We start from the raw sequence: 18,799 nt of genomic DNA on the forward strand, positions 1-18,799 counted from the left end.
GTTTCATTTATCTTTTTTCAAACATCTAAGGGTTCGTATGACTGTTATTACAAATATCTATTTAATTTACTTAAATAAAAAACCCTTGAACAAAGAAGTCCAAGGGTTTATTTTTGTAGATTTTCATCCACTATTTGAATTTACGTTTACGAGCTGCTTCAGACTTTTTCTTACGTCTTACGCTCGGCTTTTCATAATGCTCTCTCTTACGGATTTCCTGCTGAATACCTGCCTTCGCACAGTTTCTCTTGAATCGACGTAGAGCACTATCTAAAGTCTCATTATCTTTTACAATAACATTTGACATAGTCTCACACCTAACCTCCCTCCAGTTGTGTATTGTGCCTATACAACTGTTTGGGTATTTTTTGAATAGCACTATTAAGATTATATTTCGTGACTGTAGTTTTGTCAATATGTTTTTACAAAAATGTATAATATAGTCATTATATAATTATATTATTTCATTTATATATCCATTTTATTACTTTTTTACTTTCTTTTATGAATTAGATGTAATTTTTTTATAATTTATAGAAAAAAATTCTTGAAAAGATTAATTCTAATGAAACCACACATACTATACTAAAGTTAGAAAGGAGTTAACTATGAAATCAAATACAAACGAGCACTATCACTATGCAAGTATCAATACGGATGATCTGGCACATATTACAGAATTGGAGAATTCCTTAAGCAGCAAAACCAACCGGAATATCGTACTGATTGCTTATGAACCAAACGATACTGACTCTAATAAAACAAAAATTCATTAAACTGGAATGTAATCTTTCACTTTACTAATGAAAAAATTTACCTCTTGTTTTTCGAACAAATGTTCTTTATAATAAAAACAGGAGGTGATATTATGTATCATGAGTACAAGGATACTGCTAATTCGTATTTTTTAAAAGGTAATCCCATTTCTGTCATTGCAGTATACAATCAGGCGGGTAAAATCAAACCAGTATATATAGGCCTTACCGATCTATACGGAAACGTCTGTAAGGCCAAAATTGACGGTGTAAAATATACCAAAGAAGGCAATGGATACACCACCTATTGCTGTGTATATACGAATGGCTATAGACAACAGCAGATTAATTTAACCTTTTATATTAAACAGCATCTATGGGTTCTGGAGAATTAATTCGATTTACAAAAAAGAAGCCTGCCATATTGCATTCTGATTTTTTGAATGCTTACAGCAAGCTTCTTTAATTATAGATTATGCAACCTTAAGATTCTGAAAAGCAACTACTTTATCTGTCCTTCCAGAGCTTTTACTGCATTTTCAATTACCGCATCCATATTTTTCGGATTCTTTCCACCGGCCTGTGCCATGTTAGGGCGTCCGCCGCCCCCGCCACCTACCAAGACAGCCAATTCTTTAATTAAATTACCGGCGTGGGCACCCTTTGCCATCGCACCCTCTGTGGCCATAGCAATTAAATTAACTTTACCATCCAGTGCGGAGACAAGAATAATAACACCCTCTCCTAATTTATCTTTTAACTGGTCTCCAAGGTTTCGAAGTCCGTTCATATCCACCTCAGGCACTTTAACTGCTAGAAGTTTAATGCCTTTTACTTCTGTTACCTGATTCATAACATCCCCTAAAGCATCTTTGGCAAGCTTATTTTTCAGCTTTTCATTTTCAGACTGTAAAGTCTTCATTTCTTCTTGGAGCGCTTCAATTTTTTTAGCCAGTAAGGCGGGTTCTGTCTTAGCCGTTTTTGCTGCCACATTCAATTCTTCTTCCAGCTGTTCGTAGAATGAGAACACGCCACTGCCAGTCAGTGCTTCTATTCTTCTTACGCCTGCTGCAACACCTGTTTCAGAGATAACTTTAAATACAAGAATACTTCCGGTGTTTTTTACATGGGTACCTCCGCAAAGTTCTCTGCTGAAATCTCCCATGGACACCACACGTACTTTATCTCCGTATTTCTCACCGAATAAAGCCATAGCACCTGACTTTTTCGCCTCTTCAATGGTCATAATACTTGTTTCAACGGAAAGTCCTTCTGCAATTTCCTTATTAACGATTTCTTCCACTTTACGGATTTCTTCTTTTGTTAATGCAGAAAAATGTGTAAAATCAAAACGAAGCCTTTCATTGGTTACGAAGGAACCTGCCTGTTCTACGTGAGAGCCCAGCACTAAACGAAGGGCTTTTTGTAATAGATGCGTAGCACTGTGGTTTTTACCGGTAGCCGTTCTCTTTTCTTTATCAATCGTTAAATTAATTTCTTCTGTAACTTTAAACATGCCTTTGGTGACTTTACCTACATGTCCAATTTTACCACCCTGTAGCTTAATCGTATCTTCTACCTGGAATTCACTGTCTGCCGTTGTAATCATACCAGTATCAGCTACCTGTCCGCCGCTGGTTGCATAAAAAGGTGTTTCCTGAACAAAGATAGTTCCACTCTGTCCGGCAATCAATTCTTCTACCACTTCTGTATCTGTCGTTAAGGCAATTATTTTTGATTTATAACTGTCATTATCATAACCTACGAAGGTTGAAGTAAGACTTGGATCTAGCTGCTGATAAACGGTTTCATCAGCACCCATGTAATTGGTAACAGCACGAGCACTTCTAGCAGTTTCTCTTTGCACATCCATAGCCTTTTTAAAACCTTCTTCATCAATAGAAAAGCCTTTTTCTTCCAAGATTTCTTTTGTTAAATCCAGTGGGAAACCATAGGTGTCATAAAGCTTAAACGCATCTTCTCCGGATAAGGTTTTAATGCCTTCCTTAACTAGCACATCTTCCATTTCTGCCAGAATAGTAAGCCCCTGGTCGATGGTTTTATTAAAATTGTCTTCTTCAATGGTTAAGAGTTTTAAGATATAATCCTTCTTTTCTTCCAGTTCCGGATAACCATCCCTGTGTTCTTTTATAACCGTTGCGCTTAATTTTGCAAGGAAACGGTCTTTAATTCCGAGTAAACGTCCATGGCGCGCCGCACGTCTTAACAGTCTGCGGAGTACATATCCTCTGCCTTCATTAGAAGGTATAATACCGTCAGAAATCATAAAAGTAACCGAACGGATATGGTCAGTTATCAGACGAATGGATACATCAACTTTAGCATCACTTTTATAGGTAACACCTGAAACTTCACATACTTTATCACGCAATGCCTTAATGGTATCCACATCGAATATAGAATCTACATCCTGTACTACAGTCGCAAGTCTTTCTAATCCCATACCGGTATCAATATTTTTTTGAATCAATTCTGTATAATTGCCGTTACCATCACTTTCAAACTGTGTAAATACGTTATTCCAGACCTCGATATAACGGTCACATTCACAACCTACCGTACAGTCCGGGCTGCTGCATCCATACTTTTCCCCTCTGTCATAATAGATTTCTGAACAAGGACCACAAGGACCAGCACCGTGTTCCCAGAAGTTGTCTTCCTTACCCATACGGAATATCCTGTCTGCTGCAATACCAAGCTCTTTATTCCATATATCAAAAGCTTCATCATCCTCTAAATACACAGAGGGATAAAGTCTGTCCGGTTCCAATCCGACTACCTGCGTTAAAAATTCCCATGACCAACTGATTGCTTCCTTTTTAAAATAGTCGCCAAAGGAAAAGTTACCGAGCATTTCGAAAAAAGTACCATGTCTTGCAGTCTTTCCGACATTCTCAATATCTCCTGTACGAATACATTTCTGGCAAGTAGTAACTCGTTTCTTAGGTGGTATCTCCTGCCCTGTAAAAAAAGGTTTTAAGGGTGCCATACCTGAATTAATTAATAATAAACTCTTGTCATTTTGTGGAACAAGAGAAAAGCTGTTCATTTTAAGGTGGTCTTTGCTTTCAAAGAAATCTAAGTACATTTTCCTTAGCTCATTTACTCCATATGCCTTCACTCTAACTGCCTCCTGCACATTATTTATGGTAGATAATTCTACTCTTTTTATTATTTTTCTAAATAGAGTCTGCTAATTCTTAATTATAAATATAAGTTATTATTTTGTCAATAAAATGTGGACTGCCTCTCACGACAAACGCATGAATGTGTTCTATTAACAAGCACTTGAATGTATCTTTTTTAAGTATTACAGATTCAGAATGTTTTCCAAGTGTCTTTCAGGATTCGTTCCAATTGCAAAGCGTTTCATTTTCAGGCTCATGGGCGTTTTCCTTAATTCATATATCCTTAATACGTTCAATGCCAGTTTTCTCATGATATTTAAATTAAATGCTGCCTGCTTTTCAAGGGTGTGGTTGTCATCCTCTCGAAAGGTTACATCCAGATGCCAATGAAAACTTTCCACCATCCAATGTCCCCGAATCGCTCGGGCAATTTCGCTGACCTCTAGTGGTAGACTACTTATAAAATATCGGGTTTCCGTTATCTCTACCTCGTTTCTGACTATAGTATTGCGTGTCATTGCAATGGATTTCAGCCCTGCCCAGTCCTTCTTCTGCTCTAGCCATGCAATATCTACACTCTGCCAGTATTCGCGCTTCTCTATGCCGCCTCGCGCTTTCTCTATTGTCTTTGTATAGGCACACTGCTCCAATAATCCAACATCATCAAAATATAATTTCACATCCTCATGAAGTCTTCCCTGATTTCCTTTTAGGGCTAGCACGTAATCGGCTTTCTTTTTCCATATCTTCTTTACAATCTGCGTTTGCGTTCCCATTGCATCCGTTGTAATGATATGACCTTTCACGTTCAAATCGTCAAGCAGTTCAGGAATCGCTGTAATTTCATTGGTCTTTTCTTCTACTCGCTTTTGCCCAAGGCAGATTCCTTTCTCGTCCACTGCACTGACAATATGGTTTGCATTCTGGTCTTTGTTCCTATTTCCACATTGTGTTTTTCCGTCAATGGCGAGGATTTTTTTGATTTTTTCTCCTTCTCCGCTACTTAGCATCTCATTCCAAAGCAGTTGGAATTTCTGAAGAAACTCTGGGGATACCATGCTAAATACACGTTGAATCGTATCGTGAGAAGGAATGCCGTTTGGAAGCTCCAAATATCTTCGCAGAAACTTCTCATGTTCTTTCCCAAATATTTCTATTGCTATCCATTCGTCTGCATTTGCCAGCATTGCAAAGAATACCAGCGCTATAATATCACTCATCTTGTAAAGAATTTTTTTCTTCTGTCTTAAATCTTCTACTTGTTCTAAATATTTCAATGTCTTGTGCATTTTTTCATCCCCCTTGGAATGATTATACACTTTTCCCTTATTCTTATAAACCTTTAAATATATTCATGCGTTTGTCTTGGACTGCCTCTGTATTTGCAAGGTGTAGGATTACAATACATGTGTTACAAATAAAAGAAAAAAAAATACGGAACCGTCTCTTTTGTGTTATATTTTAGTCACCACAACAAAAACATTAACAAAGGAGCGTTTCCGCATGGCTAGTATAACACAGGATATGAGATATCGTCTATCATTAATTAAATATGCTGAGAAATTTGGTGTAACCAAGGCTGCTATCAAGTACAAAACCAACCGGCAATACATTTACCGCTGGAAACGCCGCTTTGATGGCTCTATCGAGTCTTTACGAGAGCTATCCCGTAGACCTCATTCACACCCAAACCAACATTCTGAAGCTGAAATAAAACTTATTCATGATATGCGGCGACGTAATCCACACGAAGGCCTTGTTGTTTTCTGGGTGAAACTTATGCAACGTGGATATAAAAGATCTATCCCTGGTTTATACCGCTTTCTTAGAAAAGGAAAACTAATGGCTATCAAGCCAGCTAACCCTAAATATATTCCAAAACCTTATGAGCAGATGAAGTACCCCGGACAGCGCGTTCAAGTCGACGTAAAGCACGTTCCGGCGGCTTGTATTGTCGGTGATGCAAAAGGCCAGAAATTCTATCAATATACTGCAATTGATGAGTACTCCAGATTTCGTTTTGTAGAAGCTTTTAATGAATCCAGTACCTATACTTCTACTCAATTCCTGGAACATCTAGTTAATGCCTTTCCTATGCCTATTGAGTGTATTCAAACAGATAATGGATTTGAATTTACAAAAAGATTTGGTAGCCACAAGCTAGATCCTTCCCTGTTTGAAAAGAAGTTACAATCCTTAGGGATAAGACATAAACTAATCCGTCCATTTACACCAAGGCATAATGGGAAAGTGGAGCGTAGCCATCGCAAGGACAATGAACGTTTTTATGCTACACATAGTTTCTTTTCTTTTGATGACTTTTCAAAACAGCTAAATATATATAACCGAAGGGATTATAACAACTTTCCGATGAGACCTCTAGGCTGGAAAGCTCCTAGAACTACTCTCATTAATTTCTTGAAGTATGGTGTAACATATGTTTGACAAACCAACAATGTGGACTGCCTCTGTATTTGCAAGGACTTACCAATGCTATAAAACAATTTCCCGATATATCTGACCATTTGCCTTCTTAGCAGAGCAAAGCGTTTCTTTCAATACCGGGAAATTTTATCATCTCATATTAGGTTTTTTCTTAATTTTTAGTTTATTCATTCTAACTGCTATCTTCCTGTCGGATATTCTACAAACACCTGACATATTGTATCATATATGGTCTTTGCGGCTTTTTCCTGGAATTCCGGAGTATTTAATAAAGCCAATTCCTGTTGGTTCGACATGAATCCCAATTCAATCAATACTGCTGGAACCGAATTTTCTCTGGTTACGATAAGGGATTTATCTTTCACTCCACGGCTCACTGTTCCAAGATTTGCTGTTAGAGCCTTCTGCAGCATTTCAGCTAGCTTTTTACTGGTAAGTCCACTGGCAACAGTCTTATTATTTTGGGAGTTATAGTACACTTCTGTTCCCACCGGCGTTGCAGTTGTAAAGGAATTCATATGAAGACTTACATACAAATCAGCTCCGATACGTTTTGCCTGTGCCGCCCTATCATAATTTTCTGTAGTAGTGTTAGAATATCTCACTTCATCCCCATATCTGGTATAGTATATTTTGATTGGGGAGTCTGGGGCATTAAAATACTTTTGGGCAAGGTTATATAATATCTGCATATTTAAGTCTTTTTCCATGATCTTTACGCCGTCTAAAGTACGGGTTGCACCTGCTGCATTTCCACCATGACCTGGATCTAACAGTACAATATTCTGGTATATGTCTCTTGGATCACCCAGTTTTACTGTAACACCATTTTGTGTCTCAGAAAGCTTAAACCCTTGAAGTTTTGAGGTTTCTATAACGATTTCTGTCTGGTTGTTAACATAGGATACCGTTACATCCTGTATAACACCAGAAGATACCGTTACAGGGTTTTTATCGTAAAACTGCACCTGATTTCCAGGAAGAATAATTGCAATTTTATTTTGATAATAACGGTACCTGTCTTCGGTCGCAATATCACCGAATAAAATGTCTGCCGGCAGTTTAAATTGCAGGGCACTTTCTGTATTTTCTTCTGTTTCTCCACCGTTTTCAGAAGAAGATGACTTAGTTAAATATACGGTATAACTATTTTCATTTCTTTCGACACGATAATCATAGCCTATCGCTTTATCAATGGTTATACTGGTCGTGTAATCATTTACCCCTGTAACACTGACTGCTTTTATACCTTCAAGCGAAGAGTCCGTATTCTTATTCCCCATACCGTTTACAGTGAAAGGAAGCTGCATTATCAGATAATTACCACTTTCTGCCAGTGTAACTGAGATATCTTCCATTGCTGTAATCGTAACAAATTCTTCGTTGTTCTTTCGTCCTGCGGTTATTGCATTCACGTAATTCGGATAAAGGGTTACTGTCATAGTACACTTATCTTCCGACAAATTTACTTCATATTTCGTATCAGTACTGGATAATTTAAAGCTTAATTCACTGTTGTTCTCAATTGCATGATATACACCGTTAAATTCTCCAGCTAAAATACCTCCCAGATTATAGGTTGCAGTATTTATATAAGCATTATTCACTAGAAGTTTAAGAATATTCCCTTCTTCCTTTATAGTTGTTTTGCTGATGGGAGAAGCTGACTTAATTGTATATATTTCTTTCCTGGTGGCAGCACTTAATATCTGTGTTAAAGAAACAGATTCTATATAAGCGGAACTTGCCATATCCTGAGAAATTTCAGTAATATTGACCACGTTACTGGCAGCTGTATAACTTTCCAGCAGTTCGGGTAATACTCCCCATTGGAATAGAGTCGTATCAGGCATTTCTATGTTACCGGTATGTCCCCCAGTATTAGAACCATTGTTTCCACCGTTACCTGTTCCGTTATCTGTTCCGTTATCTGTTCCTGTATTTCCGTCCGTTACTTTTTTCGTTGTAATCTGTGAGGTCTTAACACCATAATTCCAACTATAAGCAAAGCCTAGATTAGTTGCCACAAAATTACCTGGTACCATAACACTGGTTTCCTTACTTGATAAGTTGGTTACAAATAACGGTACTGTATCCAGAGTTTTTGCTTTCCCATTAACATAAGCAGTCTTACTTCCGATGGTTAACTGAATTGTTACATCACCCTTTTTTAAGGTCACTTCTTCAGTATCCTGATTGTATGTATATCCAACCTTCATAGAAGATTTTGCAAATACCCTCCATGCCGGAAGTAAAGCCGTATCGTCAACCACCATTACCGGTATACTGTTTAATGGAATCTCCGTACCGTCAAAAGTTACTTTTCCCTGTGTGCTGGTATAATTAACATCTTCTCCCCCATAATTTAACCGAATTCCACCTGATATGGATGCTATAGAAGTGCTGCTGTTCCACTGATAGGAATACCCAAAAGCCTCTGCTATAAATCTAGCCGGAACTAATATTTTGGATGACTTTTGCGCATTATATTTTATTTTAACAGGTGCATAAGGTGCTGTAACCTTTTTTCCATTTAATAGAACTGATTTACTGCCCAGAGTCAAAACCATAACTGTGTCCCCGGAGGATAACGTCAGTTTACCCTTCTTTTCATCAAGATTATATTTCATTTTAATTTCAGAATTCACAAAGATATCCTTAAAAGGAGCCATAGAAGAACCATCCATAATAATACCGGGCGTTTTAGTAGCAATCCTCTTACCATTGTAAGTATATACTACCTGTTTATCCGTATAATTAAAATTCTTCTTAGTCTGGTAATTATACAACGACAGACCCGCTGCCGCATCTGCCTGGGATATGGGTAAAAAACAGAGCAGCGCCAGCATAGTTACTATGCTGATGATTCTGGACCATAAAAATTTTTTTTCTTCACTTTTGTAATATAATTGATTTTTTCTACACCTGATTACTATCAAAACTTATTTCCTCCTTGGTTTCTCACTGTTATCCAATCTAATGCTATAATTTGTTATAAATGTGTCAATTTTCCATCATTTTTCTTAACATTGTTTATCTGGCAGTAATATTTACGAAATATATTACTTTAATAAACCTTTACGTGAAAAAAGGTGCTCTGCTAAAATTCTTCCAGAGTACCTTGTTACACTATATTAAAGATAGAATTTACTTGTTATTTTGTTTGCTTTCTGGCCTGCCTCTTTATAATATATCTGCCAAGTGATTCCTTGGGATTATAAAATCTGCACCCGTACAAATAGCCTTTATGCTTCGGTAATTCTATAATATGAACCACTTCACTGGTCACCTTAACCTCATCATTTTTCGCTACATCCAAAGATAGTTCAATGGTGTTAATGTCTTCTTTTTTGTCATCTAATATCAGTCCCATCCCAGTCATACTAATATCTTTTAAAAACCCTGAGGTTTCAATGATTTTACCTGCGGTAGTCGTTACTCTTAGTTTTCGATGTTCACATATAGTAACCCGGTAGGCTCCCCGTCGGTTATCTTTCTTTGCCTCTACTAAACCATCAACAGCATACATGGGAAGCCCATGATAATAGGTTTGATGAATGGTTATATCAGTAAACTTAAATACTCCGTCTGTACTTTTATATATCAACACAGGGCTTTGAAAAATAGAGTCGTTAATTGTCTTTCCCTTGTAGTCAACTACACGGAGTAGTACTCGTTCTTCCAACACTTTATATAAGTTCATATTTAAGTAATATTTTTTATTGTTATATTTAAAATGAAGCTCTAAATTGCTTTTTTCAATTATATCAATTAATTTCATAGTAACTCCTATCAGTGTGCACTTGTACACGTACAAATCAGGATGTTGAAAAAGTATCTTATTTTTTCAACCTTACTCCCATCTGTGTGCCCTTTAGCTTCTATACTTCAAATAATTCATATGAATCCCATTAAATATTGCAGACCTACCTATGATACTGCCAATAAGAGTACTCCCTAGGAAGAATTTTAACATAGGCTTGTATAGAATACAATAATTACTACAGGAAAAACAAGGCAAAAGACATAAGAAAAAAGTACTATGTCATAACTCTTTCAACTATTTAAGGTAAAGTAACTAACAATAGGAACGCTTACTGTCAAAAAGCTATCGGCCTAATCTTACATATCATCCTCAGACAGCCACATGATTGATATGTCCTCTAGCTTCTCCATAACTTCTCCATACACTAATGCTTTACATCTTTACGATATTAGTTTATAATAAAGGTCTGTATAACTGAACAATAACGGGGATATAATTTTCTCCCTGCCTAATAAAACATAAAGCAAAAAAACTCAGTAAAGGGGGAGAAATATATGTTATTTAAAACATTAATGCCATCGGAAATAGTATGGACTCTTTCTAATATGAAACTATCCATTGAGTTATTTATTCCCTGGCTGTTAACAATACTTCTTATAGGTGCCTGCCTGAATAAAGCGTTAAATTGTCTTTATTATTGTTTTATTGAGACTGACTTATCTAAAAAGCTGACCAAAAGCAAAGTGGTCTCACATGCATGCAAAAAATCTGCAAGAGAGGATTTACCGCCTCTCTAAGAAGTGGTAAGTGTCTCTTGCAGATTTTTTATTATCTGGTTCCTCATTTATCTCACTGATTTATTTAGGAAAATAATCTAAAATGTCAATATCCCACTCTTGAACAGAGATAGAATCTTCATTTTCATCATAAGAAAGTGCACCAATCTGTATGTTCCAGCCTTCTTCTTTATCATAGATAATCTCAAAGGCCAGCTTATCACTTAGTACCTTATTGCCGTTTTGTATTTCCTCCTTTCCTCTCTCATTCAGTACCCAAAGATAATAATACTTTTCATATTCACCTGCTTTAATAATTTCATAAAAAGCTTTGTCAAAAGTATAATATTTATATATGATATTGTAAGGTATGTATTCACATATAACTTTCAGTATATCCTTTACTGTTAAAGGCTCCTTTTCACTTGAATAACCAGACAAATTTATGCGAATATCTGATATAGTTTCTTCTGTATTGCTTGTCATAACCAAAAGCGCGCTGCCATTCGTTAAAAGTTCTCCTTTTTTTATAACCTTGACATAATCATTCCCCTTCCAAAACGCCAAAGCATTTTCATATTCCGAAAAATATTTTGGGTGGTTGGTTGTATGAACTACTCCCATATCGTACAAGATTTCCCTTGTTTCAACCAGTCTGTATTTGCTTAGATTACTGAGTATCAAAACACCAAGGAAAAATAATACCGACACGAGTAATATAGCCTTTCTTCTTCCATTTTTTTTCATCTGTTTAATTCCCTGCTTTTTTCCACTTAAATCAGTTTCACAATAAGGGCATATTAAATCGTCCGTTATGTGTCCGCAGACCGCGCAAGCTCTCCCCGTACCACTTATGATACTCCCACATTCCGGACATACACTTCCCGTAAACTTAAAACCACAACTGTTACATTTATTGTAAAACTCTGTGGTGCCACAGCTTTTGCAGATAACTGCATTATCTGCTGAGTCTGTACCACAATATGTACATACTTTCATTATCTGACTCCCCTTATATCTTTATACTAAAAAGGCCATTTCTACTTGATTTCATGCCTTAAGCACTATTTTATTATTTGAACGGTAGAATTGCAAGAATAGATTATAAATAATTCTTAGATTAAAGAAACCATGATCTGAATATTACCGCTGGTAAGTTTTATATTAGCCTGATACTTATTTCTAGGTTCATAGCTTTTTTAAGTTCTTTAAAATAACCGGCCGACAGACTTTATTATTTCTTTATAATTGATGGCTATCCTCCTGCTAGATTTCTTTTTGTATAAAGGTATTATAATAGGATAAAACAAAGATAAATACTTGAACCGTGTATATACATAGCCGTTCTGTTAGACCTAGAATATTTAAATCCATGGCCATATTTATAGGATTCAGGCTTCCGAATACCGTAATTAAAACAGCTAAAAGTAAAGTGAGATTACCAATAGTCCGGGTTTTTCCGAATTTTCGATAACCAATAGCTATACAAAAACCAGAGGCTATGGTAGTAAAGACAACGAGTGCGGTAACTGCCAAATGCATACTGTTTTGAAAATTCATCTCGCTTTTGTCTCCGGTAAGAGGGAATAAGGCATAACCAAGAATAGAAATGACTTCCATGACTAACAGAAATATAAAGCCGGTTTTTAAAATGCGGTTGGAACTACGCAGGGATTTTAGTACCATACCAAAAGCAAATAAAACATAAAAAACGCCATAGGGAAAATTAATAATTCGCAATAGTTTGTAGTTAGGAGCTCCGTCTGCCGTCAGAGAGCTGATATCCATAGTTATGGGATTATATTCCTTCCAAAGCAGCTCGCCTGTTATGACATGGGCAAAATAAAAGAATACGCCAATCATACCAAGAGGAATGAAGTATTTTATTAATTTCATAAGTAGTTATGTCCTTTCCGTACAATAAAATTATCCAATTAGAAATCATCATAACACACATACTGTGATAAAACAATGGATAGGTTTTTAGGTTTTTTTTAGGTTTTAGTTCTATAATATAAGAATGGACAAGAGCCACTATAGAATGGTCTTGCCCAGTTATTCTAAATAGGTAGGTATTAAGCCTCATTAATAAGCATTGTAACCACAAAAAATATCATATAAATATTTTTGCCGGCTACTTTTTCCTTTGATTTTGAAAGAGGATATGCGGTAAGCACCATTAAAACCAGATTTAGGGCTACTAACAGCACTCTTTTGAAGGATACGGTTATAAATCATATTTTATACCTATTGCATATCTCAGGTAAGCCTGTGATACTGCCATAATAAAGAGTAAAAACTCCATTATTATAAAGATTAATTCTCCCATGTATAATACCCACATTTGTAACGAGAATCATATGAAAAACACCGGCTAAAAACCCTGCAACCGGTCCATAATTTCCTGCGATTGGTGCTAAGGTTGTTGAAAACAGAACTGAAATAATAATACCTGTAAAGCTCAGATCATACCCCAAAAACAAAGCAGTAACAATTCTCCAATAACAACCGGAAGTGAGTTCTTTAAATGCTTTCCGAAAGCACCAAAACCAATTACGGTAAAAATACCTGCTAATACAGGTCCGTTTACGACTCCTCCTATCATTAGAACATATACCAGACTCAGGAAACCAATGAGTGACATATTGATAAAGGTTACTCCGTAGCCGACTAAATGGGTAAAGTCTGTAATCAACCGTCCTTTATAAGTGAAAATTTGGATATAAAAGGGTTAATTTATTATAATATATCTTTGCGTTCATCAGGCTCTATATACGGAAATTAATCAAGAATTTGCTTTTACAAAGTCACAAGTCATCTCCGCTACTCTTTTATTACTAACTTCTGAAAACCCATGGCCTTCTCCCTGAAATATCTCGATGTCAGCATGAGGATATAACGCTGCTGCTCGTTTCCCATACTCAAGTGCAACAATTTCATCCTGGTCGCCATGAAAAATAAGTACATTTTTATGAAATCTTCCAATATGTTCAAATATATGATATCCATGAATTGATTCAAAAAATTGTCTGCCAAGTGTTACTCCCCATAATTCATGTTTGTCCGGAATACTCTTCAATGTAGGAAACCTTTCATTCCAATTATCTGCGATACAAAACGCGGGAAATAGCAATAAAACGCCTTTGATTTCCTCGGCATACTCTTCTGCTGCTAATGCTGTTACAAAACCTCCCTGACTTTCTCCGAATAAAAATATATTATTGCAGTCAACATTCTCCCAATTTTTTATGGTATCAATTACTGCACACAAATCTTCTTTCTCTGTGAATATAGTCATTTCACTGGTCTTAAGGTCACTTTTTGAATTTACAGAACCACCGCAAAAATCAAAGCAGTACGCACCTATTCCGTTAGTTGCCAGATATTCACTATGCATGATAAAACTGGAATTCGTTCCGTTAAAACCATGGCTGAAGATTACTACAGGAACTTTTTCCTGTTTATTCGGCATGTAGGAAATTCCGTGAATTTTCCGGCCATGATGCTTAATTTGTACAAATTTTGTAATAAAATCTTTCATTCTTAGCTCCCATCTGCGACCTTTGGCCGCGAACAAATCAAAGGGTTTCGGTAGGTTAAAAACTTTGTCTCCAGTACGATAAAATAACAAAAGTTAGCAAGAAAGTTGGCGTTCCCATTACGCTCAAGTACTCGGCACGTGTTCGAAAAAGTGTAACTTATTATCATCAAAGCCAGATAGCCCAATCGCTATAATGAAAAGTACCGCTACCATGATGTAGATTGCATCGGCCTTGAGTTGTCTGAGAGCATCTCGCATACGGATTAAAATCTCTGGCTGAATATCCAAACTGTGATGATATTATAGCAGAAGACACTTATGTATCCTACCCATATAGGTAGAATAACAGTGGTCTTATTCATTTTCCTGTTTTTTCATAACGCAAGTCCACAACATCGTTATCTTTCATTTCATATAAGCTAATGTTCTCTAACAAGCTTTCTCCGTTTATGTAGCAATTCCAATATTGTCCGTAATCATATGAAATATCCATAATTGAAACGATAAACTTACCGCCCTCACTGTCTTCTGTTTCCATCTTTAGAGCGTCAATATTGCTCATTATTTCAAGCAAATTAGTCTTTTCGGTTTTCACTTTCTCGCTGTAAATGGCTTCTTTATTCATATTATAAATATTTAACGTTATTTCAATATCATTGCTTTTTTCTTCTTCGGAAGGCTTTGGAGTAACTTGCTCCACAGCTTGAGTAATAGTTGACTTGTTTTTTAAATATTCACATATTGCAGCAATTGTAAGCTCCTTTTCCTCCATATTGTTTGTGATATCATCAATCAAGTCCGTTGCCAGAGTAAATTCTTGATTGAATTTTTGATTGTCTGCTAAGAATATTCTGGCTCTGGGGCGCGGAGTCATACCTTGAGGCCCAGCCCCTGTGACATAATTAATTATGACAATTACATCTTTGATATTATCGTTGTTCACATCACAAAAATCTACAGCTGCCACACTGTCAAAAAGACCCACATAATTCTCCGTACTGTTATTTTCACAGTAGTAAGGGAAAGAATAGATAACCATATCCTCTTTCGTTAAGAAAAATGAAACATCTTCAAAACCAATACTGTTATCTGGTTCATATGAAACAAACCTTACGTTTCCCCAATCACCCAGTTCTACCTTAAATGATTGATCTTGTATAATTCGTTTCTCTTCAAGAGAAACATTCTCGCTAGGGTCAGCAACAGAAGAATAATCTGACTTTTCTTTTATGATTTCATCATTGGTTGCCGAAGAGTCTTTCCCCTCGTTATCATTCCCTTCCTTCACCTTTTCAGAACATGCACATAGTCCAAAAACCGATAATAATATTATTAATGTCACAAACACTCTTTTTCTCATAGCTATCACCTTTCATATTCTGCTTTTGTCATAAAATATTCTAATCTATTGTCGTATAGAGAATAGATTCCTGCACCATTTCCATTTTAACCCAAATGGTTCTCTTAATCAATAGCATGGACATTTTCCATGCACAAACTCCTTAAAAGGGACATAGCACAAGCTGTGTAATTTTATAGCTCTTTCGGTACAAATATCGAAAACAGAATATAGGCCACAAGTCCGCTACCGTATACTGCAAAAAACATCGCCCAAAGCAGCCGTATCACTTTGGGGTTTACATCAAAGTATTTGGCAATACCGCCACAAACACCGGCAATCATTTTTCCTTCTCGAATCCTATATAATCTTTTTTTCATTAACAGTTACCTTTCTGCCATTATTTATCGGCTCTACGCTTTTGCGTCTGGTGCTTTGAGTACTGCCCAAGCTCGCCAATCCATTCATCTAGCTGTTCTGTTACACCTTTAGGTGTTATAATCAGTCTCTTTATTTTCTTCCTGTTGAGATTACCTATTTCAACTTTTTTCACTATGCTTTAGGCTCTTTAATATAAAAACAGAAAGGCCGCCGCAAAACAGCAGACTAAGGCAGCTAAAAAATACTCTGCTGGTGGATGCCTCATAGTAGCCGGAAATACCAAATATCGCCGTAATAGGATAGTAAGTTTGTAAAGTGTTTGACATACTCATAAATATCCCGGCAAAAGAGTACATTTCAGTGATTACCAACGCAAGCCAATAACTTTTTTTCATATGAGCTACCAAAGCAACAATGGGTGAGATGGCAAGAAATACGCCTAAACCTTCCAGAAAATATGCTTTTAGAAAATCTAAAACCATTCCTACCGACAAATCAGAAAAATGTAACATGGCCTCAACCGAAAATGTGATGACAAAAAGCAATAAGTAGATCAATACGCTGAACATGAACGTAATCATCATCTTTGCAGCGGTTAATTTCACCTCATTTATCGGAATGAGCCGCAGAGCTTTTATCGTGTCGTCCTGTTCTTCCCGGCAAATCAGATAACTGCCTAAGAGGGCAATGACCGCAGGAAGAACAAAAAAGGTTGCCCATGTCTGCATCATTGTCATATACCAGCCCGCCTTGTCTATATACCGGGAGCCGTCATACACTTCCTGCCCCCCTAAAAAAACAATGAGTGCGACCATAACCGTTGCAAAAACGGCAAGCCAAACTATATTGGAACGGCGAAGCTTTTGACGTTCCGCCCAAAGGTATATCTGCATTCCTCCGCCCTCACTTTCTTTTCCCTAATGTGATATTTGTAAGTAATACTGCGGCAATATCCCAAACAAAAATGCAGAGAAACGCCAATGGAACGTTAATTGCTTGTGTAAATGCAAGACCGGGAATATCTCCGTTTCTTGCGATTATGACTGATATACTGGACAAGGGGTGCAGATACATATTTGCAGTCATGATAAAAAAGCAGAGAAAGCTATAAATCAAGGTCATGCAGACCGGGATAATATATCCCTTCTGCGAGGCTGCGACTGCCAAAATCGGCAGCATGGCAAAGGCGGTAAGAATACCAATCTCCAAACATTTTTTCAGCAGAAACAGTACGCTTCCCCATTCAAATGTGACATATCCGGGAAGTACGCTGAACAGTACGGAAGCAACGGTTGTAATCAGCATGAAGCAAGTGGAGTAGAGCAAAACGATAAAAAATTTGCTGAAAAAATACCCCATTTTGCTGACAGGTACAATAAAAAGCTGTTTGAGCATATCGCTCTGGTTTTCGTCGTGCATCAGTATGGTGCAGAGCATTCCCAACACGAAAGGCAGGATGATTAAAGACGTGAACCCAAACGCAGACCATTTATAAAACTGAATTGGGTCAACACCTGTTTTTCCGAAATAGTGGAAATATAAGAGCGCAAAAAACGGCATAACGAAGGCTGCCAGCATCATAATCCAGATAAGCTTTCTGCGGCGCAGTTTCAGAAATTCTGTTTGAATGAGTTTAAGCAATGCCTTCCCCTCCTGTGATTTTTTTGAAGTAGTCCTCTAACGTGTCATTGCAGAGCTGAGAGCTGATAACGGTAACATTCTGTATCACAAGGACTTTATTGATTTCGCCCATATCCAGAGAAGTATCATAAAGCCGCAGTATATGATCGTCCTGCACAGAGTAGTCTTTGACCCCAAATTGCTGCTCCAAAATGAGAGAGGCTTTTGGCACATCGGAAACTTGCAGCAGGATATACTTGTTATTCTTCTTTTCCAGTTCGCTCATACTGCTTTCCTCCAAAAGAACACCGTGGTCAATGATTCCAATATCATCGGCCAATAATGCAATTTCCGAAAGAATATGGCTGGAGATGAGAATTGTCTTTCCTTGCGTGGTGCTCAAATTCTTAATAAAATCTCTTACTTCTGCAATGCCGATGGGGTCAAGGCCGTTCGTCGGTTCGTCCAGAATCAGCAGTTCCGGGTCATGTAAAATAGCATTGGCAATACCAAGACGCTGCTTCATTCCAAGAGAATATTTACTAAACAGCTTTTTGTCTTTATAAGACAATCCTACTACTTTCAATGCGGTTTCAACTGCGTGGGGGGCGGCTGTACCACGCAGCTTTGCAAATATCTCCAGGTTTTCCGTTCCTGTCAAATTCGGATAAAATCCCGGTGTTTCAATAATAGCACCGACACGGGGATATACTCTTTTTTCCCGGCCTTTGATACTCTTTCCGAATACATCTACCTCACCAGAAGTGATGGAAGTCAATCCTAAAATCATTTTCATAATCGTTGTTTTCCCGGCTCCGTTGCGTCCTAACAGACCGTAAATCCGGCCTTTCTTTACATGGAGATTGACTGAGCTGACGGCTGTCTGATCTCTGTAGACTTTTGTCAGCTGTTTCGTTTCAATCACAAACTCATTCATATAAAATTTCCTCACTTTCAATAATAATGCTTTCGCAATGTGATACTCCATATAAAGGCAGAAACAATCACAATTAAAAGTATACAATAT

At 37.1% G+C, this 18,799-nt stretch carries 19 protein-coding genes and 1 pseudogene; 4 read left to right on the forward strand and 16 right to left on the reverse strand.

Annotation, left to right across the window (positions count from 1 at the left end; translation table 11 throughout):
• Positions 1–130 precede the first annotated feature (130 nt).
• Positions 131–307, reverse strand: coding sequence for a 30S ribosomal protein S21 (rpsU, locus tag acsn021_RS14890; RefSeq protein WP_033166800.1), 177 nt, complete (start codon positions 305–307; stop codon positions 131–133).
• Between the two features lie 301 nt (positions 308–608).
• On the opposite strand from rpsU, the gene acsn021_RS14895 reads away from it, so the two are divergent.
• Together acsn021_RS14895 and acsn021_RS14900 are read left to right on the forward strand one after the other, a co-directional pair.
• The gene (locus acsn021_RS14895; protein WP_184094288.1) at positions 609–776 is read left to right on the forward strand and encodes a hypothetical protein; all 168 of its coding nucleotides are present in this window, start codon (positions 609–611) and stop codon (positions 774–776) included.
• 92 nt (positions 777–868) lie between these two features.
• Complete coding sequence (locus tag acsn021_RS14900; protein WP_184094262.1) at positions 869–1,150, forward strand: hypothetical protein; 282 nt, start codon at positions 869–871, stop codon at positions 1,148–1,150.
• A gap of 107 nt (positions 1,151–1,257) precedes the next feature.
• Here the strand turns inward: acsn021_RS14900 and alaS are convergent, their stop codons facing one another.
• Complete coding sequence (gene alaS, locus acsn021_RS14905) at positions 1,258–3,897, reverse strand: alanine--tRNA ligase (protein ID WP_184094264.1); 2,640 nt, start codon at positions 3,895–3,897, stop codon at positions 1,258–1,260.
• 189 nt (positions 3,898–4,086) lie between these two features.
• Positions 4,087–5,193: an ISAs1 family transposase gene (locus acsn021_RS14910; protein ID WP_184096203.1), complete on the reverse strand. Its 1,107-nt coding sequence runs from the start codon at positions 5,191–5,193 to the stop codon at positions 4,087–4,089.
• Between the two features lie 214 nt (positions 5,194–5,407).
• On the opposite strand from acsn021_RS14910, the gene acsn021_RS14915 reads away from it, so the two are divergent.
• Positions 5,408–6,349 carry a DDE-type integrase/transposase/recombinase gene (locus acsn021_RS14915; protein WP_185264892.1) on the forward strand — a complete coding sequence of 314 codons (942 nt, stop codon included), beginning with the start codon at positions 5,408–5,410 and terminating at the stop codon, positions 6,347–6,349.
• Between the two features lie 179 nt (positions 6,350–6,528).
• On the opposite strand, the gene acsn021_RS14920 is transcribed toward acsn021_RS14915, so the two are convergent.
• Both acsn021_RS14920 and acsn021_RS14925 read right to left on the reverse strand, forming a co-directional pair.
• Positions 6,529–9,288, reverse strand: a complete 2,760-nt coding sequence (locus acsn021_RS14920; protein ID WP_184096085.1) for an N-acetylmuramoyl-L-alanine amidase — start codon at positions 9,286–9,288, stop codon at positions 6,529–6,531.
• Between the two features lie 215 nt (positions 9,289–9,503).
• Positions 9,504–10,130 carry a PilZ domain-containing protein gene (locus acsn021_RS14925; protein ID WP_184096083.1) on the reverse strand — a complete coding sequence of 209 codons (627 nt, stop codon included), beginning with the start codon at positions 10,128–10,130 and terminating at the stop codon, positions 9,504–9,506.
• Positions 10,131–10,669: 539 nt separating this feature from the next.
• Here acsn021_RS14925 and acsn021_RS14930 point away from each other — a divergent pair.
• Entirely contained in the window at positions 10,670–10,912 is a 243-nt protein-coding gene (locus acsn021_RS14930) for a hypothetical protein (RefSeq protein WP_184096081.1), read from the forward strand.
• 60 nt (positions 10,913–10,972) lie between these two features.
• Here the strand turns inward: acsn021_RS14930 and acsn021_RS14935 are convergent, their stop codons facing one another.
• The 11 genes and pseudogenes from acsn021_RS14935 to acsn021_RS14980 form a co-directional block, all read right to left on the reverse strand.
• On the reverse strand, positions 10,973–11,890 hold the full coding sequence (locus tag acsn021_RS14935; protein ID WP_184096079.1) for a zinc ribbon domain-containing protein: 918 nt from the start codon (positions 11,888–11,890) through the stop codon (positions 10,973–10,975).
• A gap of 267 nt (positions 11,891–12,157) precedes the next feature.
• Positions 12,158–12,787 (reverse strand): DUF998 domain-containing protein, encoded by a 630-nt coding sequence (locus acsn021_RS14940; RefSeq protein WP_184096077.1) that lies wholly within the window; start codon positions 12,785–12,787, stop codon positions 12,158–12,160.
• Positions 12,788–13,125: 338 nt separating this feature from the next.
• Positions 13,126–13,374, reverse strand: coding sequence for a DUF1576 domain-containing protein (locus tag acsn021_RS23280; protein ID WP_184096075.1), 249 nt, complete (start codon positions 13,372–13,374; stop codon positions 13,126–13,128).
• Entirely contained in the window at positions 13,353–13,586 is a 234-nt protein-coding gene (locus tag acsn021_RS14950) for a DUF1576 domain-containing protein (RefSeq protein ID WP_184096073.1), read from the reverse strand. Before acsn021_RS14950 ends, acsn021_RS23280 begins: the two co-directional genes overlap by 22 nt.
• Before the next feature lie 90 nt (positions 13,587–13,676).
• Positions 13,677–14,432 carry an alpha/beta hydrolase family protein gene (locus acsn021_RS14955; protein ID WP_184096071.1) on the reverse strand — a complete coding sequence of 252 codons (756 nt, stop codon included), beginning with the start codon at positions 14,430–14,432 and terminating at the stop codon, positions 13,677–13,679.
• Positions 14,433–14,598: 166 nt separating this feature from the next.
• Positions 14,599–14,729 (reverse strand): annotated as a pseudogene (locus acsn021_RS23165) (MBL fold metallo-hydrolase); the annotation flags it as partial.
• Positions 14,730–14,790: 61 nt separating this feature from the next.
• Positions 14,791–15,792: a DUF4430 domain-containing protein gene (locus acsn021_RS14960; protein ID WP_184096070.1), complete on the reverse strand. Its 1,002-nt coding sequence runs from the start codon at positions 15,790–15,792 to the stop codon at positions 14,791–14,793.
• 173 nt (positions 15,793–15,965) lie between these two features.
• Entirely contained in the window at positions 15,966–16,151 is a 186-nt protein-coding gene (locus acsn021_RS14965; RefSeq protein ID WP_184096068.1) for a PspC domain-containing protein, read from the reverse strand.
• Between the two features lie 159 nt (positions 16,152–16,310).
• On the reverse strand, positions 16,311–17,045 hold the full coding sequence (locus acsn021_RS14970) for an ABC transporter permease (RefSeq protein WP_184096066.1): 735 nt from the start codon (positions 17,043–17,045) through the stop codon (positions 16,311–16,313).
• A 10-nt stretch (positions 17,046–17,055) separates the two neighbouring features.
• A complete protein-coding gene (locus acsn021_RS14975; protein ID WP_184096064.1) occupies positions 17,056–17,793 on the reverse strand; it encodes an ABC transporter permease in 738 nt (245 codons plus the stop codon).
• Complete coding sequence (locus acsn021_RS14980) at positions 17,786–18,709, reverse strand: ABC transporter ATP-binding protein (RefSeq protein ID WP_184096062.1); 924 nt, start codon at positions 18,707–18,709, stop codon at positions 17,786–17,788. The genes acsn021_RS14975 and acsn021_RS14980 overlap by 8 nt, the downstream gene beginning before the upstream one ends.
• Positions 18,710–18,799 lie beyond the last annotated feature (90 nt).

The sequence above is a fragment of the Anaerocolumna cellulosilytica genome (assembly GCF_014218335.1).
Taxonomy (GTDB): Bacteria; Bacillota; Clostridia; order Lachnospirales; family Lachnospiraceae; genus Anaerocolumna; species Anaerocolumna cellulosilytica.